Here is a 19899-nt window from a genome sequence, read left to right on the forward strand (position 1 = left end):
ATCTGTCCATGAACGTACTTTAGGGATCTTGACACTTCGCGTATATTCGATTTATTTAGATTTTTACTTCGTTTTTTGCGAAGTATCAAGGAGACGGCATGAACTTCAAGCACCTGCGCTACTTCTGGACCACGGCCAAGGCGGGCGGCATCATGCGCGCCGGCGAGCAGCTCAACACCACGCCGCAGACGCTCTCGGGCCAGATCAAGCAGCTCGAGGAATGGCTGGGCCACGACCTGTTCAAGAAGCGCGGCCGGGGGCTGGAGCTGACCAGCGAGGGCCGGGTGGCACTCGGTTATGCGGAGCAGATCTTTGCGCTGGGCGACGAGCTGGAAAAGTCCATCCGCCTGGCGCGCGGGCAGTCGCGCCCGCTGGAGTTCCGCGTGGGCGTGGCGGATTCGGTGGCCAAGTCGGTCGCCTACCGCCTGCTGGAGCCGGCAATGGGCCTGGCCGAACAGGTGCACATGACCTGCCACGAGGGCAAGTTCCCCGAGCTGGTGGCGCAGCTGAGCCTGAACCGGCTGGACCTGGTGCTGGCGGACGAGCCGGTCTCCCGGAAGATCGGCGTCAAGGCCTTCAACCACGGCCTGGGCACCAGCTCCATGAGCTTCTTCTGCGCACCGGCCCTGCGCAGCCAGCTGCAAGGCCCGTTCCCCAAGTGCCTGCATGGCGCGCCGATGCTGATCCAGGGGCCCATGTCCTCGGTGCGCCAGCAACTCGACCACTGGTTCAACAAGCACCAGCTGCAGCCGCGCCTGGTGGGAGAGTTCGACGACAGCGCGCTGATGAACGCCTTCGGGCGCGAGGGGCGCGGGGTGTTCACCTCGCCCACGGTGCTGGAAGAGGAGACCCAGGCCCAGTTCGGGGTCGAGGTGATCGGTCGCTCCACGGAGCTGGTCGAGGAGTTCTTTGCGATCTCGGTGGAGCGGCGCATCAGCCACCCCTGCGTGGCCGCCATCACCAAGGCCGCCCGGTCCGACCTGTTCGCGGCATGACCGGGGCAGGTGCCGACGGCCCTGCCCCGCCGATCCTAGGCGGTCGTCACCTGCACCTGGCGCGCGTACGGCAGGGGCGCCACGGCGCCATAGCCCTGCACGGCCAGCGCCGCCGCGGCATTGGCATAGCGCGCCGCCGCGAACACGTCGTCACCCTGGGCCAGGCGGGCCAGCAGGTTGCCGCAGAAGCAGTCTCCGGCACCGGTGGCGTCCACGGGCGTGACGCGCAGGCCGACGATGCGCTCCCTGCGCTGGCCGTCGCTGGCCAGGGCCCCCTCGGCACCGAGCTTGAGCACCACGGTGGCCGCGCCACGCGCATGGCCCCAGTCGACGATGGCGTCGGGATCGGACAGGCCGGTCAGGGCCTGCATGTCCTCCAGGCTGGGCAGGAAGATGTCGCACAGCGCCACGGCCTGAGCGATGCAGGCCTGGGCCCGCGCCAGCGGCCAGAGCTTGAGGCGCAGGTTGGAGTCGAAGGCCACCAGGGTGCCGGCCTCGCGCGCGAGAAGCATGGCCTCGAAGGCCGTGTCGCAGGCCTGCGGCGAGATGGCCAGCGAAATGCCCGACAGGTGCAGGATGCGGGCCGCCTGCAGCACGGCCGTGGGCTCGCCGGCCAGCCACTGCGGCGCCATGCGGCTCGCGGCCGACCCTGCGCGCAGGTAGCTGAACTCGTGCCCGGCCGCTCCATGCGAGACGAAGTAGATGCCGGTGGGGTGCTCGCCGTCGCTCTGCACGGCGCGGGTGTCCACGCCCTCGGCGCGCCACAGCGCGGTGAGCGCCTGGCCGAAGCTGTCCTGCCCGATGCGCGTGAGGTAGGCCACGCGCGCGCCGGCCCGTGCCGCCGCAATGGCGGCATTGCTGGTGTCGCCGCCGAAGCCGCGCAGGTACTGCGGCTGGCCGGGGTGGACCTGGTTGAACTCGACCATGGCCTCGCCGAGCGCGGCCACGTCGAAGGTCTTGCCCACGGAGGTGGTGGAACGCTCAGGCACGGGGCTTGTAGGCGGTGACGTCGATCTCGACCTTGGCGTCGATCATGAGGCGCGACTCCACCGTGGAGCGGGCCGGCCGGTGCTCGCCGAAGCACTCCATGTAGACGCGGTTGAAGCTGCCGAAATCGCGCGCATCGGCCAGCCAGACGCTGACCTTGGCCACATCGGCCAGGGTGCAGTCGGCCAGCGCCAGGGCGTCCTTGACGCGCTGGAACACCTGGCGCGTCTGGGCCTCAATGCCGCCGACGATAACCTGGCCCTGGTCGTCCGTGGGCACCTGGCCCGAGACGAAGACGAAGTCGCCAGCGCGCGTAGCGGGCGACAGGGGACGCGCCTGGCGGTCGGATGCGATGGGGGACTGGCCCAGCAGTTCTACATGGCTCATGCAAGCTCCTTGTGTAATGAATTTACATAAATCATCGGAAAAAACCCGTTTGACTTTCACAAACGAGTCATCTACGATTAAAAATGTAATGTTATTACTTATGGAGCCACGATGCAATCCTCATCCATCCGTGATTGGTTGACGCCCGGAAGGCCTGTTCAGGCCGCCAGGCGCAGCGTTCTGGGCCTGGCAGCAAGTGCTGCCGTGCTCGTGGCCCTGGGGTCGGGCCAGCCCGCCCTGGCCGCCCCCGCCAAGGGGGGCGCCGCCAACCTGGCCATGGTCGGCGAGCCCCAGGGGCTGGACCCCATGGTGAGCACGGCCGACCTAGTCGGCACCATCATGCAGCACGTCTACGAGCCGCTGTACACCTTCGACGCGAACTGGGCCGTGGCGCCCATGCTGGCCGAGGGCCTGCCCTCCGTGTCCAAGGACGGCCTGACCTACACCATCGCCCTGCGCAAGGAAGTGAAGCTGCACAACGGCCGCGACCTGAATGCCGACGACGTGGTGGCCTCGCTGCAGCGCTGGATGGAGCTGTCGCCGCGCGGCAAGGCCGTGGGCAAGGAGGTGGCCTCGCTCACCGCCAAGGGCCCGCTGTCGGTGGAGCTCAAGCTCAAGGCGCCCTATGCACCGCTGTTGGCCCAGCTGGCGCTGCCCAGCGGCATGGCCGCCATCATGGCCAAGGAGAGCATCGCGCCGCAGCTCAAGGATTTCATCGGCACCGGTCCCTACAAGTTCAAGGAGCGCCGCCCCGACCAGTTCACGGTGCTGGTGCGCCACGACACCTACAGCGCCCGCAAGGAGGCCCCGAGCGGCTATGCCGGCCGCCGCGAGGCCCTGCTCGACGAACTGCGCTTCGTGCCCGTGCCCAACGCCAACACCCGCGTGGAGGGCGCCCTGTCGGGCCAGTTCCAGTACGCCGACCTGCTGCCCGTGGAAGCGGCCAGCCGCATCGACAAGGGTGCCCCGGCCGTGGTGCCCATCGTGACCAAGAACTTCGGTTTCCCCTACATCGTCTTCAACACCAAGGAAGGCGTGCTGGCCGCGCAGCCGCTGCGCCGCGCGGTGCAGACGGCCGTGGGCTCGGGCGAGCTGCTGGCTGCGGGCTTTGGCGACAACCGCTTCTTCGTGGTGGAGCCCAACTTCTTCCCCAAGGGCACGCCCTACTACTCGGATGCGGGCGGCAAGCTGTACAACGAGCGCAACCCGCAGGCCGCCAAGGACCAGGCGGCCAAGGCCGGCTACAACGGCCAGCCGGTGCGCATCATGGCCAGCCGGCAGTACGAGTTCCACTACAACATGGCGCTGGTGATGGCCGAGCAGCTCAAGAAGGCCGGCTTCAAGACCGAACTGCAGGTGGTGGACTGGGCCACGCTGGTGCAGCGGCGCAACGATGCCAAGCTGTGGGACGTGTACTTCACGCACTCGGGCCTGTTCCCCGAGCCCATGCTCTCGCCGCCGCAGCTCGGTGACGGCGCGCCGGGCTGGTGGGATTCGCCCGCCAAGAAGGCCACGCTCACGGCCTTCAACCAGGAGACCAATGTCGCCAAGCGCGGCCCGCTGTGGGGTGCCGTGCAGCAGGTGGTGTACGACGAAGTGCCCTTCATCGAGGTCGGCAAGTTCAACGGCCTCTCGGCGCGCTCGGCCAAGCTGGAAGGCTACACGCCGGCGATCTGGCCGTTCTTCTGGAACACGGGCCTGGCCAAGTAAGCCCCCACTGCACGAAGGTTCGTTGCCATGCGTTTTCTGATGACCCGCCTGGGCGGCGCCCTGGTGGTGCTGGCCCTTGTCGCGGTGCTGGTGTTCGCGCTCACGCGCCTGGCCTCGGGCGACCCGGTGGCGCTGCTGCTGGGTGAGCAGGCCACGGCCGAGGACATCGCCGCGGCGCGCGTGCAGTACGGGCTGGACAAGCCCCTGCCCACGCAGTTCGTGCTCTGGGTGGGCGAGCTGCTGCAGGGCAACCTGGGCCAGTCCATCTTTCTGCAGCGCCCGGTGGCGCAGGCGCTGCTCGAGCGCGCCGAGCCCACGCTGTTCCTGGCGCTGTTCGCGGTGGGCATCGCGGCGCTGATCGGCATCCCCTGCGGCATGGCGGCCGCCATCTGGCGCGGCAGCCCCGGTGACCAGGCCCTGAGCGGCGTGGCCATGCTGGGCGCCAGCGTGCCCAGCTTCTGGCTCGGGCTGATCCTGATCCAGCTGTTCGCGGTCAAGCTCGGCTGGTTCCCGGCCTCGGGCTATGGCGACCCGGCCTCGCCGCTGGCCGAGCGCCTGTCGCACCTGCTGCTGCCGGCGCTGGTGCTGGGGCTGCTGAACTCGGCGCTGATCATCCGCTTCACACGCGCCTCGATGCTCGACATCCTGGGCGAGGACTACGTGCGCACGGCACGCGCCAAGGGCCTGGCCGAAGGCACGGTGATGGTCAAGCACGTGCTGCGCAATGCGCTGGTGCCCATCGTCACGGTGCTGGGCCTGACACTGGCGCTGATGATCGGCGGCACGGTGGTGACCGAGACGGTGTTCAACCTGCCCGGCGTGGGCAATCTGGTGGTGCGCGCCGTGCTGCGCCGTGACTACCCGGTGATCCAGGGCACGCTGCTGGTCATAGCGGCCATCTATGTATTCATCAACCTGGCCATCGACTTCCTGTACACGCTGGTCGACCCACGCATCCGGCTGGAGGGCAAGTGACATGGTGCAAGGCCTGATTCGCAATCTCAAGGACTACTGGCTGCCACTGGCACGCCGCCTGTTCGCACGCAAGGTGGTGCTGGCCTCGGCCATCGTGCTGGCCCTGGTGGTCGCGGTGGCCACGGTGTTCCCCTGGGTGTCGGACGCCGACCCCAACGCCATCTCGATCAGCGAGCGCCTGAACGCGCCCTCGGCCGCGCACTGGGCCGGCACCGACGAGCTCGGGCGCGACGTGATGCTGCGCATCGTGCACGGCGCACGCTATTCGCTGCTGATCGGCGGGCTCACGGCCGCGGGCGCGGTGCTGTTCGGCACGCTGCTGGGCATGTTCGCGGGCTTCTTCCGGCGGCTGGACGCGCCGCTGATGCGCGTGGTGGACGCGATGATGTCCTTCCCCGACATCTTGCTGGGCATCGCCCTGGTGTCCATCCTGGGGGCCTCGCTGTGGAACGTGATGCTGGCGCTGGTCATCGTCTACACGCCGCGCGTGGCGCGCGTGGTGCGGGCCAGCACCCTGGTGCTGCGCGAGCTGCTGTTCGTGGACGCCGCGCGCGCCCTGGGCGTGCGCACGCCGCGCATCCTGCTCAAGCACATCCTGCCCAACCTGGTCTCGCCCATCCTGGTGCAGGTGACCTTCATCTTCGCCTATGCCATCCTGGCCGAGGCGGGCCTGTCCTTCCTGGGCGTGGGCGTGCCGCCCGACATCCCCACCTGGGGCACCATGATCGCGGGCAGCCTGGAATCGGCCGACCGCGCGTTCTGGACGATTCTCTACCCGGGCCTGGCCATCGTGTTCACCGCCCTGTCGCTGCAGATGCTGGGCGACGGCGTGCGCGACCTGCTCGACCCCAAGCTCAAGAAGGCCGCATGAGCTTTCACCGACCCACGCAAGCGCCCGCCCCTGGCGAGCGCGTTACGAAGGCACCCACCCCATGACCACCCCCACGGCTGCCCGGCTCGAAGTGCAGGGCCTGTCCACCTCGTTCGCCACCGACGCCGGCCGCATCCAGAGCGTGGCCGACGTGTCCTTTGCCATCCACCCGGGCCAGACGCTGGCGCTGGTCGGGGAGTCGGGCTCGGGCAAGTCCGTCACCAGCCTGACGCTGATGGGCCTGCACGCCAAGACCTCGCAGGCCCAGGTCAGTGGCCAGGCCTGGTTCACCCGGCGCGACGGCCGGCGCGTGGACCTGCTGGCCCTGCCCGAGGCCGAGCGCCGGGCGCTGCGCGGCAACGAGATCGCGATGATCTTCCAGGAGCCCATGACCAGCCTGAACCCGGTGCTGACCGTGGGCGAGCAGATCGCCGAATCGGTGCGCCTGCACCTCAAGCTCGACCGCCGCGCTGCACTGGCCCATGCCCAGCGCATGCTGGAGCTGGTGGAGATACCGGCCGCCAAGCAGCGCGTGCACGAGTACCCGCACCAGCTCTCGGGCGGCATGCGCCAGCGCGTGATGATTGCGCTGGCCATGGCCTGCAACCCCACGCTGCTGATCGCCGACGAGCCGACCACCGCGCTGGACGTGACCATCCAGGCGCAGATCCTGGCCCTCATGGGCCGGCTGCAGAAGGAGACGGGCATGAGCATGCTGTTCGTGACCCACAACCTGGGCGTGGTGGCGCAGTACGCCGACGCGGTGGCCGTGATGTACGCCGGCCGCATCGTCGAGTCGGCCCCGGTGCACGACCTGTTCGCGCAGCCCGAGCACCCCTACACGCGCGGCCTGCTGGCCTGCCTGCCCGGCGTGGCCAGGCGCCATGCGGTCGCGGTGGCCGGGCAGCGCCCGCGCCTGGTGGCCATACCGGGCCAGGTGTCGAGCCCGCTCGCGCCGCCGCCGGGCTGCGCCTTTGCGCCGCGCTGCGAGCGCCGCATCGCGGCCTGCGATGCGCGCATGCCGGCCCTGTCCGACGGCAGTGCCACCGAGGCCGGCCGGCGGGTGCGCTGCATCCGTGTGGGCGAGCAGGCGCAGCAGGAGGTGAGCGCATGAACGCCGTGGCCATGGCCCCGACCCCGGGCGACAACCTCATCGAGGTGCGCGGCCTGCGCAAGTACTTCGGCAGCGGCCCGCACCCGGTGCGCGCGGTGGACGACGTGAGCTTTGCCATCCGGCGCGGCGAGACCCTGGGCCTGGTGGGCGAGTCGGGCTCGGGCAAGAGCACCATCGGCCGCCTGCTGACGCGCCTGGTGGACCCGACGGCGGGCCAGATGCTGTACCACGGCAGCGACGCTGGCGGGCAGGACCTGGCCGGAATGAGCCAGGGCCAGTTCCGCCCGCTGCGCTCGAAGATCCAGATCATCTTCCAGGACCCGTACGCCAGCCTGAACCCGCGCATGCGCATCCGCGAGGTGCTGGGCGAGGCGCTGGACACGCACCGCCAGGCGCGCGGTGCGGCACGCCTGCCGCGCATCCACGAGCTGCTCACGCAGGTGGGCCTCAGGCCCGAGCATGCGGACCGCTTTCCGCACGAGTTCTCGGGTGGGCAGCGCCAGCGCATCGGCATTGCGCGCGCGCTGGCAGTGCAGCCGAACTTCATCGTGGCGGACGAGCCGCTGTCGGCGCTGGACGTGTCGATCCAGGCGCAGGTGGTGAACCTGCTGGGCGACCTCAAGCAGCAGCTGGGCCTGACCTTGCTGTTCATCTCGCACGACCTGGACGTGGTGGAGTACCTGTGCGACCGCGTGGTGGTGCTGTACCTGGGCCGCGTGATGGAGATCGCGCCCACCAGCGCGCTGTATGCGCGGCCAGCCCATCCCTACACGCGCGCCCTGCTGGCCGCGGCCCCCATCCCCGACCCGGCGCAGCGGCGTACCATCCCCCTGCTGCAGGGCGACCTGCCCAGCCCCGCCAATCCGCCCTCGGGCTGCGTGTTCCGCACGCGCTGCCCGCATGCGGTGGCCGAATGCGCCAGCGCCGACATGGCCCTGCGCCCCGTGGGCACCGAGCACTGGAAGGCCTGCTGGCGCGACGACATCTGACCGGCGCAGCCCCGCTGCGTCCCTCCAACATGACGAAACGACATGACGAACACCACCACTGACTTCACCCTGGACGCCACCAGCAAGAGCTTTCCCATCGCGGCGGCGCCCTGCCGCGCCAGCGAGATCGCCGCACGCGGCTGGAATGTGCTGGCCGACGACCTGGCTTTCCCGCTGGCAGTGCTCAGCCGCACGGCGCTGGCGCACAACCTGGCCTGGATGCAGGATTTTGCCAAGCGCAAGGGCATCGCCCTGGCGCCGCACGGCAAGACCACCATGTCGCCCCAGCTCTTTGCACAGCAGCTGGCGGGCGGTGCCTGGGGCCTGACCTTCGCCACGGCCTTCCAGGTCGCGGTGGGGGTGCAAGCCGGTGCGCGCCGCATCATCATCGCCAACCAGGTGGTCTGCGATACCGACCTGGATGCGCTCGATGCACTGCTGGCCCGCCACGCCGATCTCACGGTGTGGTTCCTTGTCGATTCGCTGGCGCAGCTCGCACTGGTGGAGGACTGGAAGCAGCGCCGCGGCAGTGCCCGTGTGTTCAACGTGCTGCTGGAGATGGGCATCCCCGGCCAGCGCACCGGCTGCCGCACGCTGGACGAGGCACTGGCCCTGGCGCGTGCGCTGGCGGCGTCGCAGGCCGTGCAGTTCGATGGCATCGAATGCTATGAGGGCGGCGTGGCGCGCTGCGACAACGAGCAAGACGCCCGCGAGGTGACGGCCCTGGTGCGCCGCGTGATGGAGGTGGCACGCGCCTGCGATGCAGGGCACCTGTTCGCACAGGACCGCATCCTGCTCACCGCGGGCGGCTCGGCCGTGTTCGACCTGGTGGTGCCGCTGCTGCAGGCCCAGGGCCTGTCGCGCCCCGTGGAGGGCGTGCTGCGCTCGGGCTGCTATGTGACGCACGACCATGGCAACTACGCGCGCTTCCTCAAGAACGTGGAGCAGCGTGAAGGGCTCGATGCCTCGCTGCGCCCGGCCCTTACGGTCTGGGCCATGGTGCAGTCGGTGCCGGAGCCGGGCCTGGCCCTGCTGACCTGCGGGCGCCGCGACATCTCCTACGACCTGGAGATGCCCATCCCGGTGCAACTGGCGCGGCGCGGCGAACGCTCGGCGGCGGCCGCCCCGGCCGGCTGGAGCGTGAGCGCCTTGAACGACCAGCATGCCTACCTGCGCTTCGATGCCGCAGCCGGCGACGCCGCTGCGCCCCGTGTGGGCGACCGCGTGGCGCTGGGTATCTCGCACCCCTGCACCACCTTCGACAAGTGGCGCTGGATGCCGCTGGTGGAAGACGATGGCGCCATCACGGGTGCCATCAGCACCCGGTTCTGAGACGCGGAGAAGCGCATGAACAGCAGCCTGCCTCCTTCGCCATCGTCCTCCACCCAGCCGCCCAGCCCCACGCCGGGATTGCTGCAGCAACTGCGCGAGCGCCAGGACAGCCTGCCCGATGCGCAGCGCAGCGTGGTGCGTGCCGTGCTCGAAGACCCGCGCGCTGCCGTGGCGGCCACGGTGGAGCAGCTGGCGCAGCAGGCGGGCGTGTCCATGCCGACCATCGTGCGCACCTGCCGCAGCTTCGGCTACGACTCGGTGCGCGAGTTCATGCTGGCGCTGGCGCAGGACCTGGCGGTCTCGGGCTCCTACCTGCACCGCAGCGTGCTGGCCGAGGACACGGCGCAGGACGTCTCCAGCAAGATCATCCATGCGGCCGTCTCCTCGCTGACCGAGCTGGGCCGGCGCATCGACGTGGACGTGATCGACCAGGTGGCCGCCAAGCTCGCCAAGGCGCGGCGCATCGACTGCTACTCGGTGGGTGCGGCATCGACCTTCACGGCCAGCGAGCTGCAGAGCCGGCTGTTCCGCCTGGGCCTCACGGCCAACGCGATCTTCGACGCGCACCAGCAACTGGTCTCGGCCAGCACCCTGGGTCCCGAGGGCGTGGCTTTCGTGGTGTCGCACGTGGGGCGCATGCCCTACACGGTGGAGGCGGCGCGTTTCGCCCGCTCGCAGGGCGCCACGGTGATCGCGCTGACCCAGCCCGGTACGCCGCTGGCCGAGACGGCCGACCTGGTGCTGGCCGTGTCGGTGCCGCAGGATGCGGTGATGCGCGTGGGCACCGAGGCCTACCTGGCCCACCTGGTGGTGATCGAGATCCTCATGGTGCGCCTGGCGCAGCAGCTGGGGCCGGTGGCCACGCGGGGCCTGCAGCAGTTCAAGCAGCTTTTGCACAAACACGGATTCGACAGCGCCGAGTATTCGGGCGCCATGGACCACGGCCCGGGCATGCACAAGCCGGGCCAGAAAGACAATTGATGGCAGCAACGCAAGCAACCCTGCTGAAGAACGGAACCATCATCGACGGCACCGACCGCCCCGGATGGGTGGGCGACCTGCTGCTGGCAGGCGAGCGCATCGTGGCGCTGGCCGCGCCCGGCGCCATCGACCCGGCCTTGTTCGCCGGCCTGGAGCTACAGACCATCGACTGCACGGACCGCGTGATCGCACCCGGCTTCATCGATGTGCACACGCACGACGATGCGGCCGCCATCGACGCGCCCGACATGCTGCCCAAGCTGTCGCAGGGCGTGACCACGGTGATCGTGGGCAACTGCGGCATCTCGCTGACCCCCATGGTGACGGATGCACCGGCGGCGCCGCTGTCGCTGCTGGGCCAGCGCCAGTTCCGCCACGCGCGCATGGCCGACTACGCACGCGCCGTGGATGCCGCGCAGCCCGGCGTGAACGTGGCTGCGCTGCTGGGCCATACGGCCCTGCGCATGCGCCACCTGCCCGAGCTGGGGCGCGCGGCCACGGCCAGCGAACGCGCTGCCATGGCCGCCGACATGCAGGAGGCCATGGATGCGGGCGCCCTGGGCCTGTCGTCCGGCGTGTTCTACAAGGAAGCCTATGCGGCCGACCTCACCGAGCTGACCGAGCTGGCCAGCGTGGCCGCGCGCAATGGCGGCGTGTACGCGACCCATATCCGCGACGAGCTGGCCGGCATTTTGCCGGCGCTGCAGGAGGCCGCGCTCACGGCGCGCCAGGCCGGCCTGCCGCTGGTGCTGTCGCACCACAAGTGCGCCGGCGCCTCGAACTGGGGCCGCACGCGCGAGACGCTGCCGCTGATCGAGTCACTCGCCCAGGGCCAGCCCATCAGCCTGGATGTGTACCCCTACACCGCGGGCTCGACGGTGCTGCGCACCGACCTGGTCGACGGCGTGATCGACATCCTGATCACCGGCAGCCAGCCCCATCCCGAAATGGTGGGCCGTTACCTCAAGGACATCGCGCGGGAATGGGACACGACCGAACAGGCGGCGTGCGACCGGCTGCAACCCGGCGGCGCCTGCTACTTCCAGATGCGCGAGGACGATGTGGAGCGCGTGATTGCGCACCCCCTGGCCATGATCGGCTCGGACGGGCTGCCGCACGACGAGCGCCCCCACCCCCGGCTGTGGGGCGCCTTCCCGCGCGTGCTGGCCTGCTACTGGCGCGAGAAGGGCCTGCTGCGGCTCGAAGAGGCCATCCACAAGATGACCGGCCTGTCGGCGCAGCGCTTTCGCATCGGCGAGCGGGGCCGCCTGGCTGCAGGCCACATGGCCGACGTGGTGGTGTTCGACCCGGCGCGCGTGCGCGATACCGCGAGCTACGAGAAGCCCGTGCAGTTCAGCGAAGGCATCGAGCAGGTCTGGGTGAACGGCGTGCTGAGCTACACCGCAGAAGGCCGCGCCACCGGGGCACGTGCCGGGCGCTTCATCCGCCGGCAGGCTACCCTGCCCGCCTGAGACACGCCCCAAGCGGGCTTTGCAGCCGTTGCAAAGCCGCTTCCCGCCGGGCGCCGTGTCCGGAAACCGGGTCGAAAACTACAGTGGAGGCACCTACCAACCCATCCACTGACCAGGAGTTTTCCATGCCCATCATCAACGTCAAAGTCTCTGCCGAACGCTCGGCGGCCCTGTCGCAGCGCATCTCGGACACGCTGCTCGATCTGACCACCCGCATCCTGGGCAAGAACCCCCAGATCACGGCGGTGACCGTTTCCTATGTGCACCCTGAGGACTGGATCGTGGGCGGCAGCAGCCTGGCCGCCCAGGGCAAGAAGAGCGTCTACCTCGACATCAAGGTCGTCGACGAGACCAATACCAAGGCCGAGAAGGCACGTTATATCGCCGAGGTGTTTGCGGCCTTCCAGGGCCTGCTGGGCGAGCTGCACGAGGAAAGCTACATCTATGTGCAGGACGTGCGCGCCACGGCCTATGGCTACGGCGGCAAGACGCAGGAGTTCCGGCACCAGCATCCCCAGTGAGTGTCGCCTGCGGGCCCCGTCCCCGCAGGGGCAGGCCTTTGGATGCAGGGTCCAGACCCAGGGCCCTGAGCCGCCTGGACAAGAAAACACCCCAAAAACAAAAAAGCCCACTCGAAAGTGGGCTTTTTGCAATATTGGTTGCGCGAGGAGGATTTGAACCTCCGACCTTTGGGTTATGAGCCCAACGAGCTACCAGACTGCTCCATCGCGCGGCAAGATTGAATTATATACCTTATTCAGCGGCTGCGGCCGAAGAATTTTCAGTTTTTTCTTCAGCACGGTCGACCAATTCAACCAGGGCCATGGGCGCATTGTCGCCAACGCGGAAACCCATCTTCAGGATGCGGGTGTAGCCACCGGGACGCGCATTGAAGCGGGGGCCCAGGTCATTGAACAGCTTGGTGACGCTGTCGCGGTCGCGCAGGCGGTTGAATGCCAGGCGGCGGTTGGCGACGGTGTCGACCTTGGCCAGGGTGATCATGGGTTCGATCACGCGGCGCAGTTCCTTGGCCTTGGGAACGGTGGTCTTGATGACTTCGTGCTCGATGATCGAGTTCATCATGTTCTGCAGCATCGCAAGGCGGTGCGAGCTGGTGCGATTGAGTTTGCGGAGGCCGTGACCGTGGCGCATGGTGCTTTCCTTCTACTGTCTATGTAATTAAATCGGGCCAGCCGTATCAGGTACTGTCCGAGGCACTGTTTCCTGCCGCAGAAATGAATCCCTGCTACAGGAACGAAAAGTCCCCCTTGCGGAGGACCCAAATTCGGGTTCCCCATTTTCTGGGGAACTCGGGATTATAGCGTTTGTTTAACGCTTGTCCAGACCGGCTGGTGGCCAGTTCTCAAGCTTCATGCCCAGCGTGAGACCACGCGATGCGAGCACTTCCTTGATTTCGTTGAGCGACTTGCGACCCAGGTTAGGCGTCTTGAGCAGCTCGTTCTCGGTGCGCTGGATCAGGTCACCGATGTAGTAGATGTTCTCGGCCTTCAGGCAGTTGGCGGAACGCACGGTCAGTTCCAGCTCGTCCACAGGACGCAGCAGGATCGGATCGAACGTGGCATTGCCGCGGGGGCCTGCAGGTGCGTCGAACGCAGCCAGCTCGCCGCCTTCCAGCTGTGCGAACACTGCCAGCTGTTCCACGAGGATCTTGGCCGAGGCGCGCACGGCGTCTTCGGCCGTGATGGCACCGTTGGTCTCGATCTCGACGACCAGCTTGTCCAGGTCGGTGCGCTGTTCCACGCGGGCGCTTTCCACGGTGTAGCTCACGCGCTTCACGGGGGAGAACGATGCGTCCAGCACGATGCGGCCAATCGACTTGGTCGATTCGTCGGCATAGCGGCGCAGGTTGCCCGGCACGTAGCCGCGGCCCTTCTCCACCTTGATCTGCATGTCCAGCTTGCCACCAGCCGACAGCGTGGCGATCACGTGGTCGGGGTTGACGATCTCGACGTCGTGGGGCGTCTGGATGTCGCGCGCGGTGACCACGCCTTCACCATCCTTGCGCAGGCTCAACGTGACTTCGTCACGGTTGTGCAGCTTGAACACCACGCCCTTGAGGTTCAGGAGGATGTTGACCACATCTTCTTGAACGCCATCGATGGACGAGTACTCGTGCAGAACGCCTGCAATGGTGACTTCCGTCGCTGCGTAACCCACCATGGACGAGAGCAGGACGCGCCGAATGGCGTTGCCCAGCGTGTGGCCATAGCCACGCTCGAACGGCTCCAGCGCGACCTTGGCACGATTGTGGCCAAGCTGCTCGACATTGATCGCCTTGGGTTTCAGCAAATTGGTTTGCATTCAGACTTCCTCTCAATACCCCCAGCTCGTTACACCGGTAAGGCTGGTGAAGCGCCTAAACCGCGATGCCTCGCGGTTCAGGTACGGTTTTTTCGAAATGTGATTCGAACTAGCGATTAGCGCGAGTACAACTCAACGATCAGCGATTCGTTGATGTCGGCACCGAATTCGTCGCGGTCAGGCACCTTCTTGAACACGCCTTCTGCCTTGTCGGCATTGACGTCCACCCAGGCGGGGATACCGACCTGTGCAGCCAGTTGCAGAGCTTCGACGATGCGGTTCTGCTTCTTGGACTTTTCGCGCACGGCCACGACATCACCGACCTTGACCAGGTACGAAGGGATGTTGACGGGCTTGCCGTTCACCGTGATGGCGCAGTGCGACACCAGCTGGCGGGCTTCTGCACGCGTGGAGCCGAAGCCCATGCGGTACACGACGTTGTCCAGACGCGATTCCAGCAGGAACAGCAGGTTGGCACCGGTGTTGCCCTTGCGGCTGTCAGCGGTCTCGAAGTAGCGGCGGAACTGCTTTTCCAGGATGCCGTACATGCGCTTGACCTTCTGCTTTTCGCGCAGCTGCAGGCCGTAGTCGGACGTGCGGGCACCGGAGGTGCGGCCGTGCTGACCAGGCTTGGAGTCGAACTTGCACTTGTCCGCAATGGAGCGACGGGCGCTCTTGAGGAACAGGTCGGTGCCTTCACGGCGGGAGAGTTTGGCCTTGGGGCCGAGGTAACGTGCCACTTGAACTTCCTTTATGTCATCTACCGCAAACCATTGCGGGAGCCGCCTGTGTCGCTCTCGCGTACGCAGGCGGCGGTGGGCTTGTGAAAATTAGATACGACGGCGCTTTTGAGGGCGGCAGCCGTTGTGCGGGACCGGCGTCACGTCGGAGATCGACGTGATGCGGATGCCCAGGGCACCCAGTGCGCGCACCGAGGATTCGCGACCAGGACCTGGGCCCTTGATCTCGACGTCCAGGTTCTTGATGCCTTGGTCGATGGCGGCGCGGCCAGCCACTTCCGAAGCCACCTGGGCTGCGAAAGGCGTGGACTTGCGCGAGCCCTTGAACCCCTGGCCACCCGACGAGGCCCACGACAGGGCGTTGCCCTGGCGGTCCGTGATCGTGATGATCGTGTTGTTGAACGAAGCATGCACGTGGGCAATGCCGTCCGACACGTTCTTGCGAACCTTCTTGCGAACGCGCTGTGCTGCGTTATTGGCTGGAGACTTGGCCATATTGATCTTTCAATCTCTTTATTTCTTCAGTGCAGCAGCACCCTTGCGCGGGCCCTTGCGGGTGCGTGCATTGGTACGGGTACGCTGACCACGCATCGGCAGACCACGACGATGGCGGAAACCACGGTAGCAGCCAATGTCCATCAAACGCTTGATGTTCATGGTGGTTTCGCGGCGCAGATCACCTTCGATGGTGAATTGCTCGATCTGCTCGCGAATTTTTTCCAGGTCGCTGTCCGTCAGATCCTTGATCTTCTTGGAGTAAGCGATGCCGGTGGCTTCGCAAATCTTGCGAGCGCGTGTGCGACCAATTCCAAAAATGGAGGTCAAACCGATTTCCGCGTGCTTGTGGGGCGGAATGTTGATGCCAGCGATACGTGCCATATGCGTCCTCTAATACTTTCCAATCAACCCTGGCGCTGCTTGTGACGCAGATCCGTGCAGATCACGCGCACCACACCCTTGCGGCGGATGATCTTGCAGTTGCGGCAGATTTTTTTGACCGAAGCCGAAACTCTCATTGCATTCTCCTAAAACTTTTCCATCCGTCCCGGCTATCTTGCACGGAACACAATTTTTGTGCCCGCTACAAAATCGTGGGGCGCCAACTAACCTAAACCTTGCTTTCGGGGACCAGGCGCGCTGTGCGCCCAGGCCCTTCCAACCCGTCAACCGCCTTGATTGCCTTTGAAATTGGCTTTCTTGAGCAGCGACTCATACTGTTGCGACATCATGTAGTTCTGCACCTGGGCCATGAAGTCCATGGTCACCACCACGATGATCAACAGCGAAGTTCCACCAAAGTAAAACGGTACGTTGTACTTCAGGATCAAGAACTCGGGCAGCAGGCAGACGAAGGTGATGTAAACCGCCCCCGCCAGTGTCAGTCGCACAAGAATCTTGTCGATATAACGGGCCGTCTGTTCACCGGGACGGATCCCGGGAATGAACGCCCCGCTCTTCTTCAGGTTGTCTGCCGTTTCACGGCTGTTGAAGACCAGCGCCGTGTAGAAGAAGCAGAAGAAGATGATCGCAGCGGCATAGAACATCACGTACACCGGTTGACCAGGCGTCAGGGCGGAAGAGATGTCGCGCAACCAGCGCATCGACTCTCCGGCACTGAACCAGTTCACCACGGTGGCTGGCAGCAGGATGATGGACGAAGCGAAGATGGGAGGAATCACACCTGCCATGTTCAGCTTCAAGGGCAGGTGGGACGATTGACCACCATAGACCTTGTTCCCCACCTGCCGACGCGCATAGTTCACGAGGATCTTGCGCTGGCCACGTTCCACATACACCACGAAGTAGGTCACCGCAGCAACCACCAGCACGATGAAGATGGCGGCCAGAATGCTCATCGCACCCGTGCGCACCAGCTCCAGCAGGCCACCGATGGAGCTTGGCAGACCGGCCGCGATACCTGCAAAGATCAGGATCGAGATACCGTTGCCAAGACCACGTTCCGTGATCTGCTCACCGAGCCACATCAGGAACATGGTGCCAGCCGTCAGGCTGACCATGGCCGTGATGCGAAAACCCATGCCGGGGCTCAGCACCAGGCCGGCCGAGCTCTCCAGTGCCACGGCAATGCCGAGCGACTGGAAAATGGCCAGGCCCAGCGTGCCGTAGCGCGTGTACTGGGTGATCTTCCTGCGGCCGGACTCGCCTTCCTTCTTCAGCTGCTCGAATGTCGGGACCACGTAGGTCATCAGTTGCATGATGATCGATGCCGAGATGTACGGCATGATTCCCAGTGCAAAGACGGTAAAGCGCGAGAGCGCTCCACCCGAGAACATGTTGAACAGGTTCAGGATGCCGCCTTGCTGGCCGCTGAAAAGCTGCTGAAGTTGGGCTGGGTCGATACCGGGCACGGGGATATGCGCCCCGATGCGGTACACGACCAGCGCAAGCAACAGAAAAACCAGGCGACGACGCAGGTCGCCGAACTTGCCGGTTTTTGCAATTTGAGCCGCGCTAGTAGCCACAGGTACCTTCTTTCAGATCCAAAATCAGGCCAGGCTGCCGCCAGCAGCTTCGATAGCCGCCTTGGCACCTGCAGTAGCGCCCACGCCCGTCAGCTTGACAGCCTTGGACAGAGCACCGCTCTTGATGACCTTGACCACCTTGGCCAGCTCGCCGATCAGGCCGGCTTGCTTCAAGGCAAGCACGTCCACTTCGGCCAGGCCCAGCTTGTCCAGATCGGTCAGCGTGACTTCGGCATTGAACTTGAGCGATTGCGACTTGAAGCCACGCTTGGGCAGGCGACGTTGCAGAGGCATTTGACCGCCTTCGAAACCGACCTTGTGGTAGCCACCCGAACGCGACTTCTGACCCTTGTGACCACGGCCAGCGGTCTTGCCCAGACCGGAGCCGATACCGCGGCCTACACGGCGCTTGGCATGCTTGGCGCCGTCTGCGGGCTTGATGCTATTGAGTTCCATGATCTATCTCTCAGAGGACTTTGACCAGATAGCTGATCTTGTTAATCATGCCGCGCACTTCGGGCGAGTCCTGCAGTTCGCTGACACTGTTCAGCTTGCGCAGACCCAGGCCACGGACGGTGGCGCGGTGCGATTCCTTGGTGCCGATAGGGCTGCGCACCAGTTGAATCTTGACGGTTTGTTGCGTAGTCATTTACAGCTTCCAATCAGGCGAAGATGTCTTCGACCGCTTTGCCGCGCTTGGCTGCCACTTGCGAAGGCGTCGTGGAGTTCACCAGGGCGTCAAAAGTGGCGCGGACCATGTTGTAGGGATTGGACGAACCATGGCTCTTGGCCACGATGTCGGTCACGCCCAGCACTTCGAAGACAGCGCGCATTGGGCCGCCGGCGATGATACCGGTACCCTTGGGAGCGGGAGCCATCATCACAACGGCAGCGCCGTGGTGGCCGGTCACATTGTGGAAGATCGTGCCGTTCTTCAGCGAGACCTTCACCATGTTGCGGCGAGCTTCTTCCATTGCCTTTTGCACTGCAGCAGGCACTTCCTTGGACTTGCCCTTGCCCATGCCTACGCGGCCATCACCGTCGCCGACCACAGTCAGTGCAGCGAAACCGAGGATACGGCCGCCCTTCACGACTTTGGTCACGCGGTTGACCGCGATCATTTTTTCGCGCAGACCGTCGTCACGACCTTCGTCTTGCACTTTGGGTTGAAATTTAGCCATTTTGTATTCCGCTCCGCTTAGAACTGCAGGCCAGCTTCACGGGCTGCGTCGGCCAAAGCCTTGACGCGACCGTGGTACGCAAAGCCTGAGCGATCAAATGCAACCTTCTCGACGCCAGCTGCCTTTGCCTTTTCAGCAATGCGCTTGCCGATGGCCGTGGCAGCGGCGGCATTGCCACCCTTGCCCGAACCACCGAGTTCCTTGCGCACATCGGCTTCTGCGGTGGAGGCACTGGCCAACACCTTGCTGCCGTCGCCGGAGATGACGCTGGCGTAGATATGGAGATTCGTGCGGTTCACGGTCAGACGGGCCACGCCTTGCTGTGCAATGCGGATGCGGGTCTGGCGCGAACGACGAAGACGCTGCTCTTTCTTGGTCAACATGCTGCAGCTCCTTACTTCTTCTTGGTCTCTTTGATCGTGATCTTCTCGTCCGCATAGCGGATGCCCTTGCCCTTGTAGGGCTCGGGTGGACGAACAGCACGGATCTCAGCGGCAATTTGGCCAACACGTTGGCGGTCGGCGCCCTTCACGACCACTTCCGTGGGCGTGGGGGTGGCCACCGTGATGCCAGCAGGCATCTCGATGTTGACGGGGTGCGAATAACCGACAGCCAGGTTGAGCTTGGCACCGGATGCGGCGGCCTTGTAGCCCACACCGATCAGGGTCAGCTTCTTTTCGAAGCCCTTGCTCACGCCAACAACCATGTTGTTGACCAGCTGGCGGATCGTTCCGCTCATGGCATTGGCTTCGCGGGAGTCGTTGACGGGCTCAAAGCTGAGCTTGCCGTCGTTGCTCGACACCTTCACCAGCACGTTCTGCGCCAGCGACAGCGAACCACCAGTCCCCTTGACGGAGATCTGGTCATCTTTAACGGACACATCCACGCCTGCGGGGATGGTCACGGGCATTTTTCCTACTCGGGACATTTCAGTTTCTCCTCAATGCCGCGGGTTAGGCCACGTAGCAGAGCACTTCGCCACCGACACCGGTAGCACGCGCCTTGCGATCGGTCATCACGCCCTTGGGCGTCGTGACAATTGCCACACCCAGACCGTTCATGACTTGTGGAATGGAATCATGGCCCTTGTACACACGCAGGCCAGGGCGGCTGACGCGCTCGATGCGCTCAATCACCGGACGACCAGCGTAGTACTTCAGGGAGATTTCGAGTTCGGACTTGCCGGATTCGGTCTTGACCTGGAATCCGTCGATATAACCCTCGTCCTTCAGCACCTGGGCGATGGCAATCTTCACTTTGGAAGAAGGCACCAGAACCGTGGCCTTGGCGACCATCTGTGCATTACGGATGCGGGTCAGCAAGTCAGCGATAGGATCACTCATGCTCATGTTGTAATTCT

Annotated in this window: 25 protein-coding genes and 1 tRNA gene; 10 read left to right on the forward strand and 16 right to left on the reverse strand. The window is 65.4% G+C overall.

Annotated elements, in window-relative coordinates; translation table 11 throughout:
* The first annotated feature begins 98 nt into the window (after nucleotides 1-98).
* Nucleotides 99-995 (forward strand): transcriptional activator NhaR, encoded by an 897-nt coding sequence (gene nhaR / locus AC07PA_RS16405; RefSeq protein WP_007849621.1) that lies wholly within the window; start codon nucleotides 99-101, stop codon nucleotides 993-995.
* Between the two features lie 35 nt (nucleotides 996-1030).
* On the opposite strand, the gene AC07PA_RS16410 is transcribed toward nhaR, so the two are convergent.
* Both AC07PA_RS16410 and AC07PA_RS16415 read right to left on the reverse strand, forming a co-directional pair.
* Nucleotides 1031-1984: a sugar kinase gene (locus tag AC07PA_RS16410; RefSeq protein WP_494606869.1), complete on the reverse strand. Its 954-nt coding sequence runs from the start codon at nucleotides 1982-1984 to the stop codon at nucleotides 1031-1033.
* Entirely contained in the window at nucleotides 1977-2369 is a 393-nt protein-coding gene (locus AC07PA_RS16415; RefSeq protein ID WP_007849612.1) for a RidA family protein, read from the reverse strand. Before AC07PA_RS16415 ends, AC07PA_RS16410 begins: the two co-directional genes overlap by 8 nt.
* A 111-nt stretch (nucleotides 2370-2480) precedes the next feature.
* Here AC07PA_RS16415 and AC07PA_RS16420 point away from each other — a divergent pair, with 111 nt between their 5' ends.
* The 9 genes from AC07PA_RS16420 to AC07PA_RS16460 all read left to right on the forward strand — a co-directional run bounded on the left by AC07PA_RS16420 (nucleotide 2481) and on the right by AC07PA_RS16460 (nucleotide 12334).
* Nucleotides 2481-4079, forward strand: a complete 1599-nt coding sequence (locus AC07PA_RS16420; protein ID WP_218341253.1) for an ABC transporter substrate-binding protein — start codon at nucleotides 2481-2483, stop codon at nucleotides 4077-4079.
* A 27-nt stretch (nucleotides 4080-4106) separates the two neighbouring features.
* Nucleotides 4107-5054, forward strand: coding sequence for an ABC transporter permease (locus tag AC07PA_RS16425; protein ID WP_007849607.1), 948 nt, complete (start codon nucleotides 4107-4109; stop codon nucleotides 5052-5054).
* 1 nt (nucleotide 5055) lies between these two features.
* Nucleotides 5056-5925 carry an ABC transporter permease gene (locus AC07PA_RS16430; RefSeq protein ID WP_007849605.1) on the forward strand — a complete coding sequence of 290 codons (870 nt, stop codon included), beginning with the start codon at nucleotides 5056-5058 and terminating at the stop codon, nucleotides 5923-5925.
* Between the two features lie 61 nt (nucleotides 5926-5986).
* On the forward strand, nucleotides 5987-7039 hold the full coding sequence (locus AC07PA_RS16435) for an ABC transporter ATP-binding protein (RefSeq protein ID WP_007849591.1): 1053 nt from the start codon (nucleotides 5987-5989) through the stop codon (nucleotides 7037-7039).
* Nucleotides 7036-8028: an oligopeptide/dipeptide ABC transporter ATP-binding protein gene (locus tag AC07PA_RS16440; RefSeq protein WP_199234340.1), complete on the forward strand. Its 993-nt coding sequence runs from the start codon at nucleotides 7036-7038 to the stop codon at nucleotides 8026-8028. Before AC07PA_RS16435 ends, AC07PA_RS16440 begins: the two co-directional genes overlap by 4 nt.
* Nucleotides 8029-8070: 42 nt before the next feature.
* Nucleotides 8071-9360 carry an amino acid deaminase gene (locus AC07PA_RS16445; RefSeq protein WP_494606866.1) on the forward strand — a complete coding sequence of 430 codons (1290 nt, stop codon included), beginning with the start codon at nucleotides 8071-8073 and terminating at the stop codon, nucleotides 9358-9360.
* Between the two features lie 15 nt (nucleotides 9361-9375).
* The gene (locus AC07PA_RS16450; protein ID WP_492807936.1) at nucleotides 9376-10341 is read left to right on the forward strand and encodes a MurR/RpiR family transcriptional regulator; all 966 of its coding nucleotides are present in this window, start codon (nucleotides 9376-9378) and stop codon (nucleotides 10339-10341) included.
* On the forward strand, nucleotides 10341-11813 hold the full coding sequence (locus AC07PA_RS16455; RefSeq protein WP_494606864.1) for an N-acyl-D-amino-acid deacylase family protein: 1473 nt from the start codon (nucleotides 10341-10343) through the stop codon (nucleotides 11811-11813). The genes AC07PA_RS16450 and AC07PA_RS16455 overlap by 1 nt, the downstream gene beginning before the upstream one ends.
* 125 nt (nucleotides 11814-11938) lie before the next feature.
* A complete protein-coding gene (locus tag AC07PA_RS16460) occupies nucleotides 11939-12334 on the forward strand; it encodes a tautomerase family protein (protein WP_007861738.1) in 396 nt (131 codons plus the stop codon).
* A gap of 135 nt (nucleotides 12335-12469) precedes the next feature.
* On the opposite strand, the gene AC07PA_RS16465 is transcribed toward AC07PA_RS16460, so the two are convergent.
* The 14 genes from AC07PA_RS16465 to rpsH form a co-directional block, all read right to left on the reverse strand.
* Nucleotides 12470-12546, reverse strand: a tRNA-Met gene (locus AC07PA_RS16465).
* 20 nt (nucleotides 12547-12566) lie between these two features.
* Nucleotides 12567-12965 (reverse strand): 50S ribosomal protein L17, encoded by a 399-nt coding sequence (gene rplQ / locus AC07PA_RS16470; protein WP_145697098.1) that lies wholly within the window; start codon nucleotides 12963-12965, stop codon nucleotides 12567-12569.
* A gap of 177 nt (nucleotides 12966-13142) precedes the next feature.
* Entirely contained in the window at nucleotides 13143-14135 is a 993-nt protein-coding gene (locus AC07PA_RS16475) for a DNA-directed RNA polymerase subunit alpha (protein WP_007861735.1), read from the reverse strand.
* 116 nt (nucleotides 14136-14251) lie between these two features.
* On the reverse strand, nucleotides 14252-14875 hold the full coding sequence (gene rpsD, locus AC07PA_RS16480; protein ID WP_007861733.1) for a 30S ribosomal protein S4: 624 nt from the start codon (nucleotides 14873-14875) through the stop codon (nucleotides 14252-14254).
* Nucleotides 14876-14965: 90 nt separating this feature from the next.
* Nucleotides 14966-15370, reverse strand: coding sequence for a 30S ribosomal protein S11 (rpsK, locus tag AC07PA_RS16485; protein ID WP_005793662.1), 405 nt, complete (start codon nucleotides 15368-15370; stop codon nucleotides 14966-14968).
* Nucleotides 15371-15388: 18 nt separating this feature from the next.
* Complete coding sequence (rpsM, locus tag AC07PA_RS16490; RefSeq protein ID WP_035206424.1) at nucleotides 15389-15754, reverse strand: 30S ribosomal protein S13; 366 nt, start codon at nucleotides 15752-15754, stop codon at nucleotides 15389-15391.
* A gap of 23 nt (nucleotides 15755-15777) precedes the next feature.
* Entirely contained in the window at nucleotides 15778-15891 is a 114-nt protein-coding gene (gene rpmJ, locus AC07PA_RS16495; RefSeq protein WP_005793651.1) for a 50S ribosomal protein L36, read from the reverse strand.
* Nucleotides 15892-16038: 147 nt separating this feature from the next.
* The gene (gene secY / locus AC07PA_RS16500; protein ID WP_007861729.1) at nucleotides 16039-17358 is read right to left on the reverse strand and encodes a preprotein translocase subunit SecY; all 1320 of its coding nucleotides are present in this window, start codon (nucleotides 17356-17358) and stop codon (nucleotides 16039-16041) included.
* A gap of 24 nt (nucleotides 17359-17382) precedes the next feature.
* Complete coding sequence (gene rplO, locus AC07PA_RS16505) at nucleotides 17383-17814, reverse strand: 50S ribosomal protein L15 (RefSeq protein WP_007861727.1); 432 nt, start codon at nucleotides 17812-17814, stop codon at nucleotides 17383-17385.
* A 10-nt stretch (nucleotides 17815-17824) separates the two neighbouring features.
* Nucleotides 17825-18007, reverse strand: a complete 183-nt coding sequence (gene rpmD, locus AC07PA_RS16510; RefSeq protein WP_007861725.1) for a 50S ribosomal protein L30 — start codon at nucleotides 18005-18007, stop codon at nucleotides 17825-17827.
* Nucleotides 18008-18020: 13 nt separating this feature from the next.
* Complete coding sequence (gene rpsE, locus AC07PA_RS16515) at nucleotides 18021-18539, reverse strand: 30S ribosomal protein S5 (RefSeq protein WP_007861723.1); 519 nt, start codon at nucleotides 18537-18539, stop codon at nucleotides 18021-18023.
* 17 nt (nucleotides 18540-18556) lie between these two features.
* Nucleotides 18557-18922, reverse strand: a complete 366-nt coding sequence (gene rplR / locus AC07PA_RS16520) for a 50S ribosomal protein L18 (protein ID WP_007861721.1) — start codon at nucleotides 18920-18922, stop codon at nucleotides 18557-18559.
* Nucleotides 18923-18933: 11 nt separating this feature from the next.
* Complete coding sequence (rplF, locus tag AC07PA_RS16525) at nucleotides 18934-19467, reverse strand: 50S ribosomal protein L6 (RefSeq protein ID WP_007861719.1); 534 nt, start codon at nucleotides 19465-19467, stop codon at nucleotides 18934-18936.
* Nucleotides 19468-19492: 25 nt separating this feature from the next.
* A complete protein-coding gene (rpsH, locus tag AC07PA_RS16530; protein WP_007861717.1) occupies nucleotides 19493-19888 on the reverse strand; it encodes a 30S ribosomal protein S8 in 396 nt (131 codons plus the stop codon).
* Nucleotides 19889-19899 lie beyond the last annotated feature (11 nt).

The sequence above is a fragment of the Acidovorax sp. GW821-FHT09B03 genome, assembly GCF_059418305.1.

Excerpts from the sequence above, each read along its gene's own strand:
- rpsE (WP_007861723.1), bottom strand. The coding sequence starts at position 18,539 with ATGGCTAAATTTCAACCCAAAGTGCAAGACGAAGGTCGTGACGACGGT.
- rplQ (WP_145697098.1), bottom strand. The coding sequence starts at position 12,965 with ATGCGCCACGGTCACGGCCTCCGCAAACTCAATCGCACCAGCTCGCAC.
- AC07PA_RS16420 (WP_218341253.1), top strand. The coding sequence starts at position 2,481 with ATGCAATCCTCATCCATCCGTGATTGGTTGACGCCCGGAAGGCCTGTT.
- rpsM (WP_035206424.1), bottom strand. The coding sequence starts at position 15,754 with ATGGCACGTATCGCTGGCATCAACATTCCGCCCCACAAGCACGCGGAA.
- rplF (WP_007861719.1), bottom strand. The coding sequence starts at position 19,467 with ATGTCCCGAGTAGGAAAAATGCCCGTGACCATCCCCGCAGGCGTGGAT.
- AC07PA_RS16435 (WP_007849591.1), top strand. The coding sequence starts at position 5,987 with ATGACCACCCCCACGGCTGCCCGGCTCGAAGTGCAGGGCCTGTCCACC.
- rplO (WP_007861727.1), bottom strand. The coding sequence starts at position 17,814 with ATGGAACTCAATAGCATCAAGCCCGCAGACGGCGCCAAGCATGCCAAG.
- AC07PA_RS16475 (WP_007861735.1), bottom strand. The coding sequence starts at position 14,135 with ATGCAAACCAATTTGCTGAAACCCAAGGCGATCAATGTCGAGCAGCTT.
- nhaR (WP_007849621.1), top strand. The coding sequence starts at position 99 with ATGAACTTCAAGCACCTGCGCTACTTCTGGACCACGGCCAAGGCGGGC.
- rpmJ (WP_005793651.1), bottom strand. The coding sequence starts at position 15,891 with ATGAGAGTTTCGGCTTCGGTCAAAAAAATCTGCCGCAACTGCAAGATC.
- AC07PA_RS16445 (WP_494606866.1), top strand. The coding sequence starts at position 8,071 with ATGACGAACACCACCACTGACTTCACCCTGGACGCCACCAGCAAGAGC.
- rpsK (WP_005793662.1), bottom strand. The coding sequence starts at position 15,370 with ATGGCCAAGTCTCCAGCCAATAACGCAGCACAGCGCGTTCGCAAGAAG.
- rpsH (WP_007861717.1), bottom strand. The coding sequence starts at position 19,888 with ATGAGCATGAGTGATCCTATCGCTGACTTGCTGACCCGCATCCGTAAT.
- AC07PA_RS16455 (WP_494606864.1), top strand. The coding sequence starts at position 10,341 with ATGGCAGCAACGCAAGCAACCCTGCTGAAGAACGGAACCATCATCGAC.
- AC07PA_RS16415 (WP_007849612.1), bottom strand. The coding sequence starts at position 2,369 with ATGAGCCATGTAGAACTGCTGGGCCAGTCCCCCATCGCATCCGACCGC.
- AC07PA_RS16430 (WP_007849605.1), top strand. The coding sequence starts at position 5,056 with ATGGTGCAAGGCCTGATTCGCAATCTCAAGGACTACTGGCTGCCACTG.
- AC07PA_RS16460 (WP_007861738.1), top strand. The coding sequence starts at position 11,939 with ATGCCCATCATCAACGTCAAAGTCTCTGCCGAACGCTCGGCGGCCCTG.
- AC07PA_RS16450 (WP_492807936.1), top strand. The coding sequence starts at position 9,376 with ATGAACAGCAGCCTGCCTCCTTCGCCATCGTCCTCCACCCAGCCGCCC.
- rpmD (WP_007861725.1), bottom strand. The coding sequence starts at position 18,007 with ATGACTACGCAACAAACCGTCAAGATTCAACTGGTGCGCAGCCCTATC.
- AC07PA_RS16425 (WP_007849607.1), top strand. The coding sequence starts at position 4,107 with ATGCGTTTTCTGATGACCCGCCTGGGCGGCGCCCTGGTGGTGCTGGCC.
- rplR (WP_007861721.1), bottom strand. The coding sequence starts at position 18,922 with ATGTTGACCAAGAAAGAGCAGCGTCTTCGTCGTTCGCGCCAGACCCGC.
- AC07PA_RS16440 (WP_199234340.1), top strand. The coding sequence starts at position 7,036 with ATGAACGCCGTGGCCATGGCCCCGACCCCGGGCGACAACCTCATCGAG.